We start from the raw sequence: 18,977 nt of genomic DNA, 5'->3' as shown, positions 1-18,977 counted from the left end.
GCCGCTCAGCCCATGAAAGTGTCGCGCAGCTTGTCGAAGAACGTCGGCTGCTGACGGTGCGGCTCGACGCGGACTTCGCCGCGCGCCTTGGCCAGCTGCTCGAGGAGGCTGCGCGAGGTCTCGTCCAGCTTCTTGGGGATCTCCACATCCACGTGCACGTGCATCGCGCCGCGACCCGAGCGCTGCAGGTGCCCGACGCCGAGCCCCTCCAAGACGATGTCGTCGTTGGGCTGCGTTCCGGCGTTGATCGTCACCGTCTTCTTGCCGTCCAGCGTGTCCAGCTCGAACTCGGTGCCCAGGGCGGCGGTCGTCATCGGGATCGTGATCCACGTGTGCAGGTCGTCCCCGCGACGGTCGAAGACAGGGTGCTTCTTCTCGCGGATCAGCAGGTACAGGTCGCCGTTCGGGCCGCCGCCCATGCCGACCTCCGCCTCGCCACTCACGCGGATCTGCGTGCCCTCGCTGGCGCCGGCCGGAATGTTGATGTTGAGGGTGCGGCGCGTGGGAATGCGTCCCGCGCCGGAGCACTCCGTGCAGGGCTGGGCGATCGTGGAGCCGAACCCCTGACACGTGGGGCAGGGAGCCTGGGTTTGCATGCGCCCAAAGAGCGAGTTCTGGATCTGCGTGACGAAACCGGAACCGTGGCAGGTCGTGCACTGCTCGGGGGAGGTGCCCGGCTGGCACATCGCGCCGTGGCAGGTGTCGCACAGAACGTGCGTCTTGAAGGAGACTTCCTTTGCGGCGCCGAATGCTGCGTCCTCGAGGGTGATGTCGACGGTGACCTGCTGGTCTTTGCCGCGTCGCACGCGCGAGGCCGGGCCCTGCGAGGAGGCGCCGAAGCCACCGGTGAACATGGCCTCGAAGATGTCGGAGAAGCCCGTGAAGGGGGCGCCCCCACCCGCGCCGCCGCCGTGCAAGGCGTCGGGGCCGCCGATGTCGTACATCTGGCGCTTCTCGGGGTCGGACAGGGTCTCGTAGGCGACCGACAGCTCCTTGAAGGCTTCCTCCGAGTCAGCACCCGCGTAGTCGGGGTGGAGCTTACGCGCCAGCTTGCGGTACGCCTTCTTGATCTCGTCCTGGCTGGCGTCTCGAGCGACGCCGAGGACCTCGTAGTAGTCTCTCACGCTTGCTGTTCCTTCTCGTGGGGGGCGTTCATTGGGCTCTGGTCTGCGGTACGCATGGTCAGTTGTTTGCCTCTCGGGCCAGGTACCGGGACAGGTAGGCGGCGACGGCTCGCACGGAGCTCATGGTGCGCGCGTAGTCCATCCTCATGGGGCCCACGATGCCCAGGTGGGCGGAGCCGCCGCTCTCGTCCGCGCCGGCCCGGTAGGTGCCCGTGACGACGGCGGCCTCGGCCAGGGCGTCGTGCGGATTTTCCGCGCCGATGCTCACGTGCAGGTCTTCGTCGGGGTCTGCCTCGGAGAAGAGGCGCATGAGGACGACCTGCTCTTCGAGCGCGTCCAGGACGGGGGCGATGTCACGGAAGTCGAGGGCGCCGCGCGCCAGGTTGGCGGCTCCGGCGACGACGATCTTTGCCTCTCCCGCGCCGGTGAGCACCTCGGTGAGCGCGGAGCCGACCGCGACGACGGCCGCCGCGAGTTCGGGCCTGGACGAGGCCGTGGCAGCGTCCACGCAGGAGCGCGCGGTCTGCGAGGTGGCGGCGTCACAGTGGGTGCGCAGATGGTCGCGCACGGCGAGCAGCTGGGCGTCGTCGAGGGGCGTGTCGAGGGTGAGAGTCCGCTCCCCCACCTCGCCGTCCGTCGTGATGACGACGGTGAGGATGCGCCCCGGCGCGATGGCGAGGACCTCGAGGTGTTTGAGGGTGCGCACGCGCGAACCCGGGTACTGCACGAGGGCGACCTGGTGGGTGACCTGCGCGAGGAGGCGGACGGAGCGTTCCACGACGTCGTCGATGTCGACGGACTCGGAGAGGAAGGCCTCCAGGGCCTGGCGTTCCGGGGCGCTCATGGGCTTGAGCTGGGCAAGGCGGTCGACGAAGACGCGGTAGCCGCGGTCGGTCGGGACCCGGCCAGCGGAGGTGTGCGGCTGGTAGATGAGGCCCGCTTCCTCCAGGACCGCCATGTCGTTGCGGATCGTCGCGGAGGAGACGCCCAGTCCCCCAGCTGCGATGGCTTTGGAGCCGACTGGTTCGCGGGTGGCCACGTACTGGGTGACGATGGCCCGCAGGACGTCGAGCCTGCGGCTTTGCGCGCTGTTGCGTGCCATGTCACTCCCTCCGTCCTGGCACTCTCTCTTTCTGAGTGCCAATGCTACCCCCCGCGCGCGAGCGGCGGCGACCCGGACGGGGCACCGAGCGTGCGCTCATTGCGAACCTCACGGCACGCATGCGCGTCACTGCGCCCAGGGCACCGTCACGAAGTCGATGAGCTCCTCGACGCGGCCGAGCAGGGCGGGCTCCAGGTCGCGATAGGTGCGCACGGTGGACAGGATTCGCTTCCACCCCATCGCAATATCGCGCTGGTCGGCGTGCGGCCAGCCGAGTGCGTCCAGCGTGCCATGCTTGATATCAATGCCGCGCGGCACGTCGGGCCAGGCGCGCAGGCCCACGCGCTCGGGCTTGACGGCCTGCCAGATGTCGACGAAGGGGTGCCCGAGTACCAGGACAGCGCCCGGCCAGCGCGCCGAGACGGCCTCGGCGATACGCGATTCTTTCGAACCGGGCACCATGTGGTCGACAAGCACACCCGCGCGGGCGGTGTCGGTGGGACCGAAGACCTCAAGGACATCCTCGAGATTGTCCACGCCCTCGAGCAGCTGGACGGCGATGCCGGCCGCGGCCAGATCCTCGCCCCACACGTGCTGGACGAGCTCGGCATCGTGGCGCCCCTCCACCCAGATTCGCGAGCGTTTGGCGACCGTGGGGGCGCTGGAGGCTGGCGCGAAGGACCCCGAATTGGTGATCCGGCGACCCGAGGCGCTCAGCTGCACCCCGGGCGAGGCCTGGGCTGGCTTCGGCTTGGGAGGAAGGGCCTCGATGGGGCGCCCGTCGAGCCAGAAGCCGGGACCGAGGGGGAAGGAGCGACGCACCCCGCGCCGATCTTCGAGCTCGACCAGGTAGACACCGCCGGACTTTTCGACGCGTGTGACCGCACCGACCCAGCCCGATCCCACGTCTTCGAGGACCATGCCGATCTCGACATGAACAGCCACCGATCGGGGGCGACGCGCTCCCGGTCCGTCGCGGTGCGGGTCGTGGGCGAAGATGTCATGCCCGTAGGGGTCTGTTGTTCTCACCCGGCATACTCTAGCGGCGAGGCGCTCACGGCTGGAGAGTGACGCGAATGAACATCGCCACGAGCGCGGCGAGGATCCAGGAGGAGACCGACCCAATCAGGAACTCTTCGGCCTTCTCACCCGAGGAGTCCTGGGAGATTTCCGGGAAGCGAATAACACCCTTGGCGGCAACGACGGCGGCGATCGCAACCTGCGCGTCCGCTCCCGCGAGGACGATGATCAGAAGGCGCTCAAGGGGGCCGATCCAGCGCCCGCCGCGCAGCGCGGGCCCCTTATCGTCACCCGGGTTGTCCTGCGCAGCGACGATCGGCAGGGAGCTCGGGGTCAGCGGAGCTTCCTCATCGCCCGCCGATTCCTCCGCGTCCTCCTGTATCGCCGCGTCCTGAACACTGGGCATCGCCGGCAGCACGGGCGCGTTGATCCATCCGGGGACCGGCTCCTTCGCGCGCCCGCGGGCACACATGAGGATGGCCGTGATCAGGTGATTGACGGGGCCGGTCGCCAGGAAGAGCACCGCGATGATGAGGTCGATCGGGCGCCCGCTGCGCAGCGACAGGTGAGGAAAGTTATCCGCGTTCAGGCTCATGAGTGTCAGGAAGCCGAGCGTCGCGAGCGCCCAGCGCGCGAGCACCGAGCGGGCGGATCCGTCAGCCAGGTCCCATCCGAACCAGACGATGGCGAGCACCGTCGCGATGGCGATGGCGACCAGGCTCACGCCCAAGGCAAACCACGAGTAGCACGCGACCGCGGTGATCAGCGTCAGAAAGACGATGAGGCGGCGCGACCACCGTCGAGGGTCGGACGTCAGGAGGACGGTGAGCTCCGAGGCAGCGATGCCCAGGAGTAGCGTTTCATGCACGGGCGGCCTCCGCGATGAGGAGAGACGACTGGATAAGCCCCGCTCCCGTACCGCGAGCGAAGTCGGAAATGGCCTGCTGTGAGAGCTTCTCAACGCGGGCGATTTCCACCTGCGTCTTGCCCAGCAGCAGCGAGGCGGTGATGCGGCGATGACGGGCCGACAGCTTGAGGATCGCGTGGTCGCGCAGGCTCAGCAGCGCATTGACACTGGTCTGGCAGCTCGAGGACATGTAGCTTTCGACGGAGGCATGAGCCACAAACCAGGTGCGAATGAAGGGGTTCGAGGAGTCTTGGACGTCGTGTGCACGGTTGATCGCGGAGCGCGCCGCCCACCACGCCGATCCGTCCTGGAGGGAAGCACCCTCCCCCGCCCGCGGGCGCGAGGGAGCCTGGCGATGCACGCCGGAGGAGAACTCCTCAATACGTCCGGCGCCGATACCAAAGCGAAGCTGAAGCTGGGGCGGAAGCAGGAGCTGGGCACGCAAGGTGAAGAGCAACGCATCTTCGAGCGAGTACGCAACCGCTTGGAACTCATCGCCCACCGTCGGATAGGGAGCTTCGAGGAGGGCCAGCCCCTCCGCCGCCCTCTCGAGGGCTGCTTCAAAGATTCCCTGAGCCTCTGCACGATTGGTCAACGTACGAGAGCCCACGATGTCAGCAATGACAGCGTATCGCAGAGTCACAGTCCCACACTTTTCCTTGTATCTGAACCTCAACAAGCGCCTTTGCGGAGGGGGCCTATTGATAGCTCGGCTTCACATGACACCTCTAGGCAAACATACTTCAACCAGGATGTCAACATTATCGAGAGCTTCCACAAGCTTGTCACATCACCGACGTGCCCCATCTGACAAATGGCGAGTATCGGTAACCACAGACTTGCTTGTTTTGGCGTAAATACAAGCAAGTTTGTTATTTGTCTGGACAATTATGAATATTGACCAAATAGTGTGGATTATGCCTCACACGGGCCGCGCGCCCTCAGTAGCCCATCAATTCACGCGTCACATAGTCCGCCAGCAAGCGCCCACGCAACGTCAAGCAGGCCCGCCCACGCAGCGCGGCAGCTCCATCGATCAGTCCGTCCGCGATGAGCGACGCGACGCGCCCACCCGCGGGCATGCTCGCACAGCCAGCCCCGGCCTCGTACCCCGACGCGGCGCCCGGCAACCCATCGAGCTCGACGCCCTCCGACGTGCGCAACCCCAGCATGACGCGCTCAAGCTCGCGCTCCTCCTCGCCCAGAATCTCCCCCGCGGCCGCCGGCGAGACACCCGCGTGCAGGCGACCGGCATAGGCGCCCGGATTCTTCACGTTCCACCAGCGCATCCGCCCCACGTGCGAGTGCGCGCCCGGACCGAAACCCCACCAATCCCAGTCACGCCAGTACGCCAGGTTATGCCGCGACGCGTACTCAAACGTCGTCGAGGCGCGCCCAGAGGCACAATCCGACGCACTCACGCGGGCGAAATTCGAAATCTCATACCAGGCATACCCCGCCCCGCCCAGGAGCGCGTCAGCAAGCTCGTATTTCGTCGCCTCATCATCGGGGTCGGGGCTCGGCAGCTCGCCCCGCGCTACCTGCGCGCCCATCTTGGTCCCCTCCTCCACGACCAACGCGTAGGCGCTGATGTGATCGGGGTCGTAGGACAGGGCCGCGCGCACCGAGGTCTCCCAATCCTCAAGGCTCTCCCCCGGCGTCCCGTAAATGAGGTCGACGGACGTGCTCAGCCCCGCGTCCTTCGCCCACTCGATCACGAGAGGCACACGCTCGGGCACATGGGTGCGATCCAGGGTCGCCAAGATAGCCGGGACCGCGGACTGCATACCGAAGGACACGCGCGTAAAACCCGCATCGGCCAGCACGCGCAGATCGCCTCGCGTGACCGTGTCGGGATTCGCCTCCAGGGTTACCTCGGCGCCGGCTGCAATCCCGATACGCTCGCGCAGCCCCGCCAGAATCTCACTCAGCTCCGCCGCATCCAGCATCGTCGGCGTCCCGCCACCGAAAAACACGGTTTCGGCCGCGCGGGCGGGCAATCCCGCCTCCGCCATCACACGGGCGGCGAGCGAGGCTTCCGACAGCACCGACGGCGCGTAGTCACCGACCTGCGCCCCCGGCCCAAAGCCCACCGTGTACGTGTTGAAGTCACAGTAGCCGCAGCGCACGCGGCAAAACGGCACGTGGACATACAGGGACAGGGGACGCCCCCGCTCTGCCTCAACGAGGCCGGGGTCCAGCGAGCCGTTCTCCGGCCACCGTGTTCCGTCGGGTTGAGCGGGACTCATGCGTGCCCGTCAGCCGCGCGGGCGGCGCACCCCGACGATGTCGTGGGCATGGCGACCCGCGTCAATACCGCGCGTCTCGAAGTGGGTGACGACGCGCCCGTCGTAGCGCGGGGCGAAGCCGCCACGCGCGGGCTGGGGATCCGCCGGGTCCGGGCGCTCCCCCGCGTGCGGGTTCTCGAAAAGCTCACACGCCTCCACGACGTCGCGCATCTGCCAGGCGTAGTCATCCCAGTCCGTCGCCAGGCGCCAGACGCCCCCATCGCGCAGGAGGCGCGCAACCTCGAGAGCAAACGCGTCCGAGACGAGGCGGCGCTTGCGATGGCGGGCCTTGCGCCACGGATCCGGGAAGAAGGTCCACACCTCGTCGAGACATGCCTCCCCGAGCATAATGGGCAGCGCCTGTGCAGCGTCCGCCTCGATGACGCGAATATTGTCCACGTCGGCCTCGACGGCCTTGGAGATCAGCTTCGCGATGCCCGGAACCCACACCTCGAGGGCCAGGAAGTTGCGCTCGGGGTGCGCCGAGGCCGCCGCGACGATCTGCTCACCCGTGCCCGACCCGATCTCGAGGGTGACGGGGACACGGCGCCCGAAGAGCTCGGCCAGATCCAGCGTGAAATCCTGCGCGACCGTCGTGTAGCCGACGCCGCGACGCGGCTCGACCACGTAACGGTGGGCGTGCGCCTCCCACGTGCGAGCCAGATTCGCGGGCAGCTCGCGCGTTCGGCGCGTGAAAGACTTCGTGCGGCTCATGAAAACCGTGCCCTCGGGGGCCTCGCCCGGACGAGCCGCGCACTGGCCGACGGGAGCGTGTCCCTCCACGGCCTCGTTCATCTGATCCACGATCACTTCTTGCCCGTCGGCACGTCGGACGTCAGAGCGGCGATGAACGCCTCCTGCGGCACGTCCACGCGGCCGATCGACTTCATACGCTTCTTGCCTTCCTTCTGTTTCTCCAGCAGCTTGCGCTTACGGCTGATGTCGCCGCCGTAGCACTTGGCGAGCATGTCCTTACGCAGCGCCTTGATGGTCTCGCGGGCGATGACGCGCGCGCCGACCGCGGCCTGGACCGGGATCTCGAACTGCTGGCGAGGAATGAGTTCCTTCAGGCGCTTGGTCATGCGCTGACCGTAGGCGTAGGCGCCGTCGCGGTGCACGATCGCGCTGAACGCGTCCACGCGGTCGCCGTTGAGCAGAATGTCGACCTTGACCAGGTCCGCGCTCTGCTCGCCGCTTTCCTGGTAGTCCAGGGAGGCGTAGCCGCGCGTGCGCGACTTGAGCTGATCGAAGAAGTCAAAGACGATCTCGGCCAGGGGCAGCTGGTAGTGCAGCTCGACGCGATCCTCGCTCAGGTAGTCCATGCCCTGCATCGAGCCGCGTCGATCCTGGCACAGCTCCATGATCGTGCCCGTGAACTCCGTGGGCGTCAGGATCGTCGCGTTCACGATCGGTTCACGCACCTCAGCGATCTTTCCCTCGGGGAACTCGCTGGGGTTGTCGACGCGTACCTCGGTGCCGTCCTCCGTCACGACGCGGTAGACGACGTTCGGGGCGGTCGCGATCAGGTCCAGGTTGAACTCGCGCTCCAGTCGCTCTCGGATGATCTCCAGGTGCAGCAGCCCCAGGAAGCCGCAGCGGAACCCAAAGCCCAAGGCCGCCGAGGACTCCGGCTCGAAGGTCAGGGCCGCGTCGTTGAGCTGGAGGCGTTCCAGCGCGTCTCGCAGGTCCGGGAAGTCCGAGCCATCCACCGGGTAGATACCCGAGAAGACCATCGGGTTGGGATCGCGGTATCCGGCGAGCGCCTCCGTCGCGCCGCGCACCTGGCTGGTGACAGTGTCGCCCACGCGGGACTGACGCACGTCCTTCACGCCCGTGATCAGGTAGCCCACCTCTCCGGCGCCAATCCCCTCCTCGGGCTTGGGCTCGGGCGAGATGACGCCCAGCTCGAGGAGCTCGTGCGTGGCGCCCGTGGACATCATGCGCACGCGCTGACGGGTCGACAGCACGCCGTCGACCACGCGGACGTATGTCACCACACCGCGGTAGGTGTCGTAGACGGAGTCGAAGATCATGGCTCGCGTCGGCGCATCGGGGGCGCCCTCGGGGGCGGGAACGACCTCGACGATTCGGTCGAGGAGCTCCTCAACACCCTCGCCGGTCTTACCCGAGACCTTCAGGACCTCGTCCTCGTCGCAGCCGATCAGCTGGGCGACCTCGTGCGCATACTTCTCGGGCTGGGCGCCGGGCAAGTCAATCTTGTTGAGCACTGGGATGATCGCCAGGTCGTTCTCGAGGGCCAGGTACAGGTTCGCGAGCGTCTGAGCCTCGATGCCCTGCGCGGCGTCGATCAGGAGGACCGCGCCCTCGCAGGCGGCCAGGGAGCGGGACACCTCGTAGGTGAAGTCCACGTGTCCGGGCGTGTCGATCATGTTGAGGGCGTAGGGCACGTCACCGTACGCCCACGGCATACGCACCGCCTGGCTCTTGATCGTGATGCCGCGCTCGCGTTCGATGTCCATACGATCGAGATACTGGTCGCGCATCTCGCGTGCCTCGACGACGCCGGTCAGCTGGAGCATACGGTCCGCGAGCGTCGACTTCCCGTGATCGATGTGAGCGATGATGCAGAAGTTACGGATCTGCGCCTGCGGGGTGTGGGACGGGCGGATCTGCGCCTGCTGCGCGGGCGTGGGGATGGGCACGTGTACCTCCGTGAAGTCGTTAACCTCTTTATCGTCCCATTGACGTGCCCTGTTGTGCGACTTATGGGGCGGGAGGTCGCGCACAGGAGCCCAGCCTCACACCGCTAGCGGAAATCCTCCCCGGTGATGCCAGCCTCGGCGAGCAACGCCACAGCCTCGCTCATGTCGCACTCGTCCCAATCGTCGGGATGGTCGGCCTGGAGCTTGCGGGCGATCGACATGGCTTTCTCCTCGTCTCCACGCAGGGTGGCCAGCATCAGCAGGATCGTTCGAATGCGGGCCGTGAACTCGTCACGGTCCCCGAGGTACCTGCGGCAGTCCTCGGCAAGGACCGTCCACAGGTCCTCCCCCGCCTCACGGTCCCCGCCCATCCAGGTGTTGCGCGCGATCTCGTTGCGCAGCCGCAACACCCTCCAATCGCCGCGATCGGTGATGCGCAGCAGCGCCTCCATGTTGATCTCATACAGGCGAAGAGCCTCCTCATACTGGCGGTCCGCCGACAAGACCTCGGCGAGGTTGTCGCGCACCGTCAGCACCGTCATGTCCTCAGCCTCGCACTGAGGTTCCATGTCGGCCAGGAGCTCGCGGTACACGCGCGCGGCTTTCGCCCACTTGCCAGTGCTCTTCCACGGCATGGCGGAGTTGTTGCGGATCGCGAATGCCAGCTGAGGATCCAGATTCGGGCAGCTTTTGACGTCGGCCACCAGAGCGGAGAACTTGCGCGCGGCCATGTCTTCACACCCCAAGACGGCCAGCCAGTAGGCCTCGGAGTTACGCAGCATGAGAATGAGCGGATGGTCGCGCTCGAGGTAGCACGCACCGAGGCGAGCCGCGTCGGCCGCCACCTTGCGGCACTGCCCGTAGGCGCCCAGGGCGGCGTGCCAGTCGATGCAGAGCTTGGCGGCCTCGAGGCGCAACTCGATCGAGGCCCCCTCGTTATCGAAGGCGTCGCGCGCGTGATCGAGGGCGCACTCCAGCTTCCCTGATTGGGCGCTACGAAGTGCCGCCCCCAGGCAGGCTCGGGCCTGCATGTCCTCCTCTGGTGCCGGGGCATCGCTCGGGAGCCCGAAGGCGTCCAGAGAGACGGTCATTCCATGAATCGTTGCGGTCGACATCGTTGTCACCTGTCTTTCAGTAGGAAGTTGTTCCTCGAACAGATCCAGAGTGACACCTAAACGCACCGACTGTCACGCGCCCGAACGGACCCTGTGGATAACTCACGTCTTCGACGGACCTGTGGATAACTGCTGTTCGATTCGGCTCACGTATGCTGGTGCCATGAATTCATTCGTCACCGGAGTTGTGCGCGCTCTCGCAGAGTTCATCTCGACCCTGAGCTCGTCGAGCGCCGACCCCTCGACCACGGACGCGACCGCCACGCGCCAGGAGAACGCCCCACGGCCTCGTCCGACCACGACCGCGCCAACCCACACCCACAAGCCCTCCGACCGTTCGCGCCCGCAGGGCTCCCCGCAGCATCAGGATCCGGCGACCTCGAAGCGCCCCCGCACCTCCATCCGCGAAGCCAGCATCGCCGACGCGCTCGCCCACGCCTCGTACCAGCCGATCATGGACGGCGACGCCGACCCTGGCGAGGTCGTGTGGACATGGGTGCCCTACCAGGAGGACGCGTCCGTCGGCAAGGACCGCCCCGCCGTCGTCATCGGCGCCCAGGGTGAGGGCGTCTACCTCCTGCAGCTGACCAGCAAGGACCATTCACGCGACGCCGCCGAGGAGGCCGCTGCCGGACGCTACTGGTTCGACATCGGATCGGGCGCGTGGGACCCGAAGGGCCGCCCCTCCGAGGTGCGCCTCGATCGCGCCCTGTGGGTCAAGGCCACCGACGTGCGCCGCGAAGGCTCGATCCTGCCGGAGGTCACCTGGCAACGCATCGTCGACGCGCTCGAGGAGCACCAGCGCACCCACGGCGGCTAACGCGCCACAACGACAACGCGACGGGCGCGACGGACGCTCACGCCCCGGCGACCGCACCCACGTGACCGACCTTACGAGGCATTGGCGGGCATCGGGGCATGACGCGGGGCCCCGCTGCTGGTATGCTTGGTCGTTGGACTCCCGGCCTGGTCGGGCAGGGGGTCTGGTTAGGACCGTTTGCGGGTGTCCCCACGCCTAAGTCCCGGTCTTGACACAGCCCTCACCGACCCTGTCAGACATACATCAAGGAGAAATCCGACTGTGGCAAACATTAAGTCCCAGAAGAAGCGCATCCTCACCAACGAGAAGCGCCGCGTTCGCAACCAGTCCGTGAAGTCCGAGCTGAAGACCCTGGTCCGTCACACCCGTGAGGCCGTCGAGGCCGGCGACAAGGACAAGGCTCTGGCCGCCCTGCGCGTTGCCTCGCGCAAGCTGGACGTCGCCGTCTCCAAGGGCGTCATCCACAAGAACCAGGCCGCGAACCGCAAGTCCAAGCTTGCTCGTCGCGTCGCCTCGATCGCTGACTGATCGCGGACGCTTTCGTTTGACGCATAGCGGGTCGCCCTTCGGGGCGGCCCGCTGTCGTATACCCCGCGGTCACCTTGCATAGATGGCCGACCACTGCCCACAGCACCCCGGCCCAAGAACACGGGCACGCACGACGAAGCCCCAGCCTCGTGCAGGACGAGGCCGGGGCTGAGCGAAGGAGCTTCGCGAACTCTAGTCGAGCTCGAAGGCGCCCGTGTAGAGCTGGTAGTACACGCCCTTCTGAGCGATCAAGTCGTCGTGGCTGCCGCGCTCAATGATGCGCCCCTGCTCCAGGACCATGATCGCGTCCGAGTTACGCACCGTCGAGAGGCGGTGGGCGATCACGAAGACTGTGCGTCCCTCCATCAGGTTGTCCATGCCCGCCTGCACGAGCGCCTCGGTGCGTGTGTCGATCGAAGACGTCGCTTCATCCAGGATCATCGCCGGCGGATCGGCCACGGCGGCGCGGGCAATCGACAGGAGCTGGGCCTGCCCCTGGGACAGGTTGGAGCCGTTACCCGTGAGCATCGTGTCGTAGCCGTCGGGCAGACGTCGGATGAAGGAGTCCGCGTTGGCCAGCTTCGCGGCCTCAATGCACTGCTCGTCCGTGGCGTCCAGTCGGCCGTAGCGGATGTTCTCCATGACCGAGCCCGTAAACAGCTTGACGTCCTGCAGAACCACGCCGAGGGAGCGACGCAGGTCCGACTTGCGGATCTTGTTGATATTGATGCCGTCGTAGCGGATCTTGCCGTCGGCGATGTCGTAGAAGCGGTTGATCAGGTTCGTGATCGTTGTCTTGCCGGCGCCCGTCGCGCCCACGAAAGCGATCTTCTGGCCGGGCTTGGCCCACAGGGAGATGTCGTGCAGGATCTGCTTCTCACCGTCGTAGGAGAAGTCCACGCCCTCCATGACGAGCTCGCCGCGCAGGCGCGTGTACGTGACGGTGCCGTCCGCCTGGTGGGGGTGACGCCAAGCCCAGATTCCGGTACGTTCCTCGGTCGACTCGAGGCTGCCGTCGGGCAGCTCTCGGGCCCTCACGAGTGTCACGTATCCGTGGTCTTCCTCGGGCTCCTGGTCGATGAGGGCGAACACGCGCCCCGCCCCCGCCATGCCGAGCGCGATCATGGGCACCTGCATCGACATCTGTCCGATCGTCTGCGAGAAGTTACGGACCATACCCAGGAAGGACACGACAATGCCGACCGTGATGACGTCGATGCCGATAAGGTGAATATTCGGCGTCTGTTCGAGGATCATGACGCCGCCGACAATCGCGATGACGACGTACATGATGTTGCCGATGTTGCCCAGGGCGGGCATCAGGACGTTGCCGTAGATATTGGCTTTCTGCGAGGAGTCGAAGAGCTTCTGGTTGTACTCAACGAACTCGTCCTTGGCGTCGCGCTCGTGGTTGAAAACCTGGATGACCTTCTGGCCATCCATCATCTCTTCGATGAAGCCCTCTTCGTCCGCCAAGGCCGCCTGCTGGGCCTTCATGAAGCGGCCCGAGAGGCCACCGAGCTTGCCCGTCAGGAACGCCATGAGGGCGCCCACCACGAGGACGACGAGGAAGAGCCACACGGAGTAGTAGAGCATCGTGGCGATGAGCACGACGATGGTCAGGCCCGACTGGATGAGCGTCGGGATCGATTGACCGATCAGCTGGCGGATCGCGTCCGTGTCGTTCGTGAAGGTCGACATGATCGCGCCGTGCGGATGCGTGTCGAAGAAACGCAAGGGCAGGCGCTCCATGGAGTCGAACATGTCGTCTCGCATGTGCTTGAGCGTCCCTTGGGTCACGATCGCCATGGCACGGGTGTAGATGAAGCTACCGATGACGCCTGCGCTGAAAATAATGCCCATCGTGACGACGAGGCGCACGAGGGTGCCTCGCACCGCATCGAAGCCGATCTCGAGGCCCGGGGTCACGACGTTGTCGACGATCTGCTGCATGAAGATCGAACCGACCGCCGAGGCCACGGCGGACGTAATGATGCACACGACCGTCAGGCTGATACGCACCGGGTAGTGGCGGAAGACGTATCGCAGGAGACGACCGAAGGGACGATCGATGCCTTCGAGCTTCTCACCATCGTCGATCCGGGAGTTGCGCTCGCGTGCCATGTCAGGCCACCTCGCTTTCGCTCGCGGCGTTCTGGGACTCGTAGATCTCGCGGTACTCCCCGCCCGCCGCCATCAGCTCGTCGTGGGTGCCGCGTTCCTTGATGCGGCCATCGTCCAGCACGATGATCTGGTCGGCGTGGCTCACCGAGGACAGGCGTTGGGCGATGATGATCGTCGTCGTACCCGGGATCTCGCTCTCGAAGGCGTGACGAATGAGGGAATCAGTCTTCGTGTCCACGGCGGAGGTGGAGTCGTCCAGGATGAGGATCGTGGGGTTCTTCAGCAGCGCGCGTGCGATGCACAGGCGCTGCTTCTGGCCGCCGGAGACGTTGGTGCCGCCGCGGGAGATGACGTAGTCGTAGCCGCCGGGCAGCTGCTGGATGAACTCGTCGGCCTGCGCGAGCTTGCAGGCGCGGACGATCTGTTCGTCGGTCGCGTCCGGGTTGCCCCAGCGCATGTTGTCCTTGATAGTGCCAGAGAAGAGCACGTTCTTCTGCAGGACGACGGAGACGGCGTCACGCAGGGCGGTCAGGTCGTAGTCGCGCACGTCGCGCCCGCCGACCTTCACGGAACCCTCGGAGACATCGTACAGGCGGCAGATCAGCTGGATGAGCGAGGTCTTGGAGGAGCCCGTGCCGCCGACGATACCGAGCGTTTGCCCGGATTCAACGCGCAGGTTGATGTCGGATAGCGCGTTTTCTTCGGCGCTCTCGGAGTACTTGAAGGACACACCTTCGAAGACGACGGAGCCATCCGCGACGTCCGTGACCCCGTTCGCCGGGGAGGTCAGCGACGGGTCGTGAGTGAGGACCTCGGCGATGCGGTGCGCGGATTCGGCGGCCATCGTCGCCATGACGAAGATGAAGGCAAGCATGAGCATGTGCGCGAGGATCTGGATGCCGTAGGTGATGAGGGCGGTCAGGCCGCCCTTCGTCAGCTCTGTCGCACCCGAGTTCACGATGATCGAGGCGCCCACGTAGTCGACGGCAATGATCGCGGCGAAGATGAAGAACATCATGACAGGGCTGTTGAGCGCGATGAGCTTCTCGGCGTTCGTGAAGTCCTTGCGCACGTCGGCGGAGGCGTGGCGGAACTTGGTAGTCTCGTATTCCTCGGTGACGAAGGACTTGACCACGCGGATCGCGGCGACGTTCTCCTGCACCGAGTTGTTCAGGGCGTCGTACTTCTTGAAGATGCGGCGGAATATCGGGAAAGCGATGAGCACAATGGCCGCCAGGATGAGGGCGAGAACCGGCACCATCCCAAGGAAGATGAGGGCCATCTGGACGTTAATACGGAACGCCATGACGATGGAGAAGATGATCATGAGCGGCACGCGCACCGCGATACGAATGAGCATACCGAAGGCGTTTTGGACGTTCGTGACGTCCGTCGTCATGCGGGTGACCAGCGAGGACGTGGAGAAGCGGTCGATGTCGGCGAAGGAAAAGTCCTGCACCTTAAAGAAGAGGTCCTGTCGCAGGTTCTTCGCCAAGCCCACCGAGGCGGTCGCCGCGAAGCGAGCGGACAGAATTCCGCAGGTCAGCGACGCGAAGGCCAGGCCAATGAGGATCGCGCCCAGGCGAAGGACGGGGGTCAACGTGTCGCCGTCGAGTGCATCCACCAGCGAGACCATGGTCAGCGGGATCAGGCACTCGAGGATGACCTCCCCGATGATGAACAGCGGGGTCAGGATCGCGGGTTTCTTGAACTCCCGCAGTCGGCCCAGCAAGGTTCGAATCGTTTTCATGTATCTCCTCTGTTCCTTCGGGTTTCGGTCGCTTCATCGACGAGGCCGGAGCAGCTCTCAGCGCCCGCGCAGCCTGCAGATGGTGATAATGGCTTTTTCGATGGCGCGCTCGGGGTCGCGCGAAGCACCCTTCGTTTCGGCGTCGGCGGTCGCGATGGCGCCGAATGCGCCGGCCAGGGAGGCGTCGGACCATCCGCGCAGCTCGCGCCGGGCCCGATCGACCTGCCAGGGCGCCATCTTGAGAGCGGAGGCGGCCCCGCCGATGGATACCTTCGCCATGGCGCGGAACTTCATCGCCAGGGCTGCGACGAGCACCTGCGGGGCGATGCCGGTCGCGAAGGCGTGCCGGGCGAGGGTCAGGGCTTTCGCGGAGTTGCCGGCAACAGCGGCGTCGGCCACGTCGTAGCCGGTGGCCTCGACGCGACCCGCCTGGTAGCGGCGCACGTCCTCGAGTGTGATGCGCCCGCTCACGTCGGAGAGCAGCTGAGACAGGGCGCCCGCCATGGCACGGGGGTCGTTGCCGAGCGCGTCGACGAGGGCTTGCTGCGCCTCGGTGTCCATCTGCCGACGGGCGGCCCGCACGTCGGAGGCGATGAGCGCCAGCTTGTCGCGGTCGTTCTTCAGCGGGTCGGCGGGGATCACCGGCCACTTGGCCTTCGCGATCGCGTCGGTGACTTTCTTGCCGCGGGCGTTGCCGCCGGGGTGGGCCAGGAACATCCATACGTCGGGCGCGGGGGCGGCCGCGTAGGCGATCAGGTCGGCGGCGAGCGCGTCGCTCATGGTCTCCAGGTCCCGGATGATGACCATGCGGGATTCGCCGAACAGGGAGGGTGAGGCGATGACGTCGATCTGCCCCGCCTGGTAGGTGGCGGCGTTGATGTCCGTGCGTTCCAGGTTCGGGTCAGCCTGGTAGGCCAGGGCGCGCAGCCGGTCGAGGGCACGGTCGACGAGGAGCCCCTCGGGCCCCTTGATCAACACGATGGGGGCCAGCGTGATCTGGGCTGGTGCCGCCGGTCGAGATCCGCGTGCTGCCACGTCTTCCTGCCTTTCGACGCGATGGTAACTCCCTAAGTCTGCCACCGCGGGCGCTCATCTGCGTCCGCCTTTGCCCTGGGTGGACGCAAGTCGTGGCAGGTGTCACCACCTCTTGCCCCATGCGCGTTGGCACCGCGTTGAGAAGCCGGGGCACTCGGGGCGATACCCCGCCGAGATACCCCAACCCCGCGAGCCGCTCACGGGTCCCGGGCCTCGTCCGTGCGGGGCAACACCCAGCGTTTCCACGCCCGCCACGCCACCCATCCAAGTCCCGCGCACCCGTAGATGCTCAGGAGTGTCGCTCCCCCGCCGGGCACCCGAAGCCCCGCTCCGGGCATCCCGGCGAAGAATCGTGCGGCTCCAGCAATCCAGCCGGTCGCCCAGGAGGCGACGCGCGCACAGGCGCTCGACATGGGAGGGCTGATCGGCGCGAGGAGAGCACCCGACAGGCCCGCGAGCGTAGCCACGGGCACCGCGGGCTCGGCGGCGACGTTGGCGCCAATCCCCCACACGGGGACGGTGCCGGACAGGGAGACGATGAGGGGCGCGGTGAACAGCTCGGCCAGGGCGGGCACGCACACCAGTTCGGCCAGGCGGCGCAGGGCTTTCCCGACCCGCGTGTCGCCCCTGACACGCCGCTTGACCCCTCGTGCGAGAGCGGCGGAGGGGCCTACGACGGCCAGGGCCGCGAGCGCGGACAGCGCGAATCCGTAGGATCGGGAGGCCCATGGGTCGATGAGGAGTGTCGCGGTGACGACCGCGCACAGTGCTGCGATGGCTTGTCCTTCGCGTCCGAGTACCAGGCCTAGGGCGGCGATCGAGGCGACGCAGACGGATCGGAGCACGGATGCTTCGGGGCCGACGAGCACGACGATGGTGCCCAGGACGAGGATCGTAGCTCCGACGCGCAGGGGCTTGCGCGCGGGCAGGAGGAGGTTGAGAGTGGCCAGGATGATGACGATGTGGGAGCCGGACACGGCCGTCAGGTGTGTCAGGGAGGTGGCTGTCATGGCGTCGTCGAGGTCGGAGGGCATCAGTCGGTCGTCGCCGATGGACATTCCTGGGACGAGTCCGCGCGCGTCACGGGGCAGGGTCTGGCACGCGTCCGTGAAGGCCCGGTGCGTGTCGCGTCTCCAGGCGTCGAGTCCGCCGGGGCGCTCGACGAGTCGGGCGCTGCGGGCTCGGATCGCCCCCACGGATGGTGCCTCTGCGGCGAATGTGGTGTCCAGGCTCCCCTCGAGCTCGTACACGTCGCCGCGGGCGGCGTCCCGCCATGAGGGAGCGCTGACCAGGGCGGTGGCGCCGGAGGTCAGCCACCGCTGTCCCACTGAGACTGCGAGGATCGTGACGCGTGCTCGGCGCCTCGTTGAAAAGCCCGACGAGGCCGGGGCGGGGTCGCGCATCAGGAGTACCTTCGCGTGGATGGGCCCGGAGCCCGTGCGAGCCGGATCAGCCAGGTAGGAGCGGCCCGCCTCCGACGAGACAGCGAGCGCGCAGGCGGTGGCGGCCAGGAGGAGGGCGGAGGCCAGGCGGAGGGATCGGGGTGGGGTGAGGGCGTGCCGGGGAGGTCGGGAGTGCCTGTGTGTCCACGCGTAGGAGGCGGCGCATGCGGTGGCCGCGAGCGCACAGGCGGCAATGAGCGGCCAGGGGACGGGGTGGGCGGTAGCCCACCAGCTGGCGGCCCAGGCGGCGATCGCTGTGGGCATGAGGCGGAGGTCGACCATGCGTGGGGCGCGGGTGTCGGTCATGGGCACACTCCGGGTCGTATTTTTTCGATGAGGCTGGGGCCGATGCCAGGCACCTCGTCGAGCGCGTCGACGGAGGAGATGTGGGGGTGGGTTGTGCGGTAGTCGATGATGCGGGCGGCCAGGGCAGGGCCGATTCCGGGCAGTGTTTGCAGGTCGGTGGCGGTGGCGGTGTCGAGGCGCACGCATGCCTGCGTGGGGGCCTCGCCTGGCGCTGTGGTTGTCTCGGGTTCCCCGATGAGTCCGACGTGGATGTGTTCTCCGTCGACGAGTGGGCGCGCGAGGTTGATCGTGTCGAGGTTGGCGTCCTCGCGTGCTCCACCGGCGGCGGTGATGGCGTCGACGACGCGGGAGGAGGCGGGCAGGGTGAGGACTCCGGGGGTCGTGACTGCCCCCGAGACGTAGACGATGACCTGGTCGGTGGCGGGGGTGTTGGTCGGCGCGTTGGCACCTCGGCTGGTGGGGGTTTGGGGCCCCTGCTCCTGCGTGTCGGCTTCCTGCTGAGCGGATTGCTCGGCCTCCCGCTCGGCTGCGTGTTCGGCGGCCGTCGCGTGGCGCCACACGCCGATGCAGGCGAGGAGGACGAGGACGATAAGGAGGGCGGCCGCGGTGGCACCTCCGGGTAAGAGGCGCAGGGCGGTGGGTTCGGGTGGTTCGTCTTCTTGCAGCGCGCTGTCGTAGACGGCCTTGGTCAGGGCCGCCATCCTGCGGCGCGCGAGCCATCGTGGAGGGTTCATTCGTCGACGCTATGCCTGC

16 protein-coding genes are annotated in these 18,977 nt (G+C 66.8%); 2 read left to right on the top strand and 14 right to left on the bottom strand.

Translation table 11 applies throughout. The features are described 5' to 3' along the window. Window positions 1-5: 5 nt before the first annotated feature. The 9 genes from dnaJ to QU663_RS04105 all read right to left on the bottom strand — a co-directional run bounded on the left by dnaJ (window position 6) and on the right by QU663_RS04105 (window position 10,228). On the bottom strand, window positions 6-1,124 hold the full coding sequence (dnaJ, locus tag QU663_RS04145) for a molecular chaperone DnaJ (protein ID WP_021611670.1): 1,119 nt from the start codon (window positions 1,122-1,124) through the stop codon (window positions 6-8). 58 nt (window positions 1,125-1,182) lie between these two features. Then, entirely contained in the window at window positions 1,183-2,226 is a 1,044-nt protein-coding gene (gene hrcA, locus QU663_RS04140) for a heat-inducible transcriptional repressor HrcA (RefSeq protein WP_021611669.1), read from the bottom strand. Between the two features lie 126 nt (window positions 2,227-2,352). Further along, window positions 2,353-3,255: a DUF3097 family protein gene (locus QU663_RS04135; RefSeq protein WP_084437411.1), complete on the bottom strand. Its 903-nt coding sequence runs from the start codon at window positions 3,253-3,255 to the stop codon at window positions 2,353-2,355. 25 nt (window positions 3,256-3,280) lie between these two features. After that, the gene (locus tag QU663_RS04130; protein WP_021611666.1) at window positions 3,281-4,114 is read right to left on the bottom strand and encodes a hypothetical protein; all 834 of its coding nucleotides are present in this window, start codon (window positions 4,112-4,114) and stop codon (window positions 3,281-3,283) included. After that, window positions 4,107-4,796: a SatD family protein gene (locus tag QU663_RS04125; protein ID WP_034481037.1), complete on the bottom strand. Its 690-nt coding sequence runs from the start codon at window positions 4,794-4,796 to the stop codon at window positions 4,107-4,109. Before QU663_RS04125 ends, QU663_RS04130 begins: the two co-directional genes overlap by 8 nt. 298 nt (window positions 4,797-5,094) lie before the next feature. Next, window positions 5,095-6,402: a radical SAM family heme chaperone HemW gene (gene hemW / locus QU663_RS04120; RefSeq protein ID WP_021611664.1), complete on the bottom strand. Its 1,308-nt coding sequence runs from the start codon at window positions 6,400-6,402 to the stop codon at window positions 5,095-5,097. Window positions 6,403-6,411: 9 nt separating this feature from the next. Beyond that, a complete protein-coding gene (trmB, locus tag QU663_RS04115; protein ID WP_084437412.1) occupies window positions 6,412-7,236 on the bottom strand; it encodes a tRNA (guanosine(46)-N7)-methyltransferase TrmB in 825 nt (274 codons plus the stop codon). A gap of 11 nt (window positions 7,237-7,247) precedes the next feature. Next, entirely contained in the window at window positions 7,248-9,104 is a 1,857-nt protein-coding gene (lepA, locus tag QU663_RS04110) for a translation elongation factor 4 (protein WP_034481033.1), read from the bottom strand. Window positions 9,105-9,208: 104 nt separating this feature from the next. After that, complete coding sequence (locus QU663_RS04105; protein WP_084437410.1) at window positions 9,209-10,228, bottom strand: hypothetical protein; 1,020 nt, start codon at window positions 10,226-10,228, stop codon at window positions 9,209-9,211. Window positions 10,229-10,382: 154 nt separating this feature from the next. Between QU663_RS04105 and QU663_RS04100 the strand changes: the two genes are divergently transcribed. Together QU663_RS04100 and rpsT are read left to right on the top strand one after the other, a co-directional pair. Beyond that, a complete protein-coding gene (locus QU663_RS04100) occupies window positions 10,383-11,039 on the top strand; it encodes a type II toxin-antitoxin system PemK/MazF family toxin (RefSeq protein ID WP_021611660.1) in 657 nt (218 codons plus the stop codon). A gap of 261 nt (window positions 11,040-11,300) precedes the next feature. After that, on the top strand, window positions 11,301-11,567 hold the full coding sequence (gene rpsT / locus QU663_RS04095) for a 30S ribosomal protein S20 (protein ID WP_021611659.1): 267 nt from the start codon (window positions 11,301-11,303) through the stop codon (window positions 11,565-11,567). Between the two features lie 192 nt (window positions 11,568-11,759). Here rpsT and QU663_RS04090 read toward each other — a convergent pair whose 3' ends face one another. The 5 genes from QU663_RS04090 to QU663_RS04070 form a co-directional block, all read right to left on the bottom strand. Then, window positions 11,760-13,691, bottom strand: a complete 1,932-nt coding sequence (locus QU663_RS04090; RefSeq protein WP_021611658.1) for an ABC transporter ATP-binding protein — start codon at window positions 13,689-13,691, stop codon at window positions 11,760-11,762. Between the two features lies 1 nt (window position 13,692). Beyond that, window positions 13,693-15,441, bottom strand: coding sequence for an ABC transporter ATP-binding protein (locus tag QU663_RS04085; RefSeq protein WP_021611657.1), 1,749 nt, complete (start codon window positions 15,439-15,441; stop codon window positions 13,693-13,695). Window positions 15,442-15,498: 57 nt separating this feature from the next. Then, window positions 15,499-16,476, bottom strand: a complete 978-nt coding sequence (gene holA / locus QU663_RS04080; protein ID WP_034481029.1) for a DNA polymerase III subunit delta — start codon at window positions 16,474-16,476, stop codon at window positions 15,499-15,501. A 197-nt stretch (window positions 16,477-16,673) separates the two neighbouring features. Continuing rightward, window positions 16,674-18,224, bottom strand: coding sequence for a ComEC/Rec2 family competence protein (locus QU663_RS04075; protein ID WP_021611655.1), 1,551 nt, complete (start codon window positions 18,222-18,224; stop codon window positions 16,674-16,676). Then, entirely contained in the window at window positions 18,221-18,958 is a 738-nt protein-coding gene (locus QU663_RS04070; protein WP_232210925.1) for a ComEA family DNA-binding protein, read from the bottom strand. Before QU663_RS04070 ends, QU663_RS04075 begins: the two co-directional genes overlap by 4 nt. Between the last annotated feature and the right edge of the window lie 19 nt (window positions 18,959-18,977).

It is taken from the genome of Schaalia sp. HMT-172 (assembly GCF_030644365.1).
Lineage (GTDB): Bacteria > Actinomycetota > Actinomycetes > Actinomycetales > Actinomycetaceae > Pauljensenia.
Note: the sequence above shows the minus strand (reverse complement) of the source record. Positions and strands in the feature narration are given on the sequence as shown.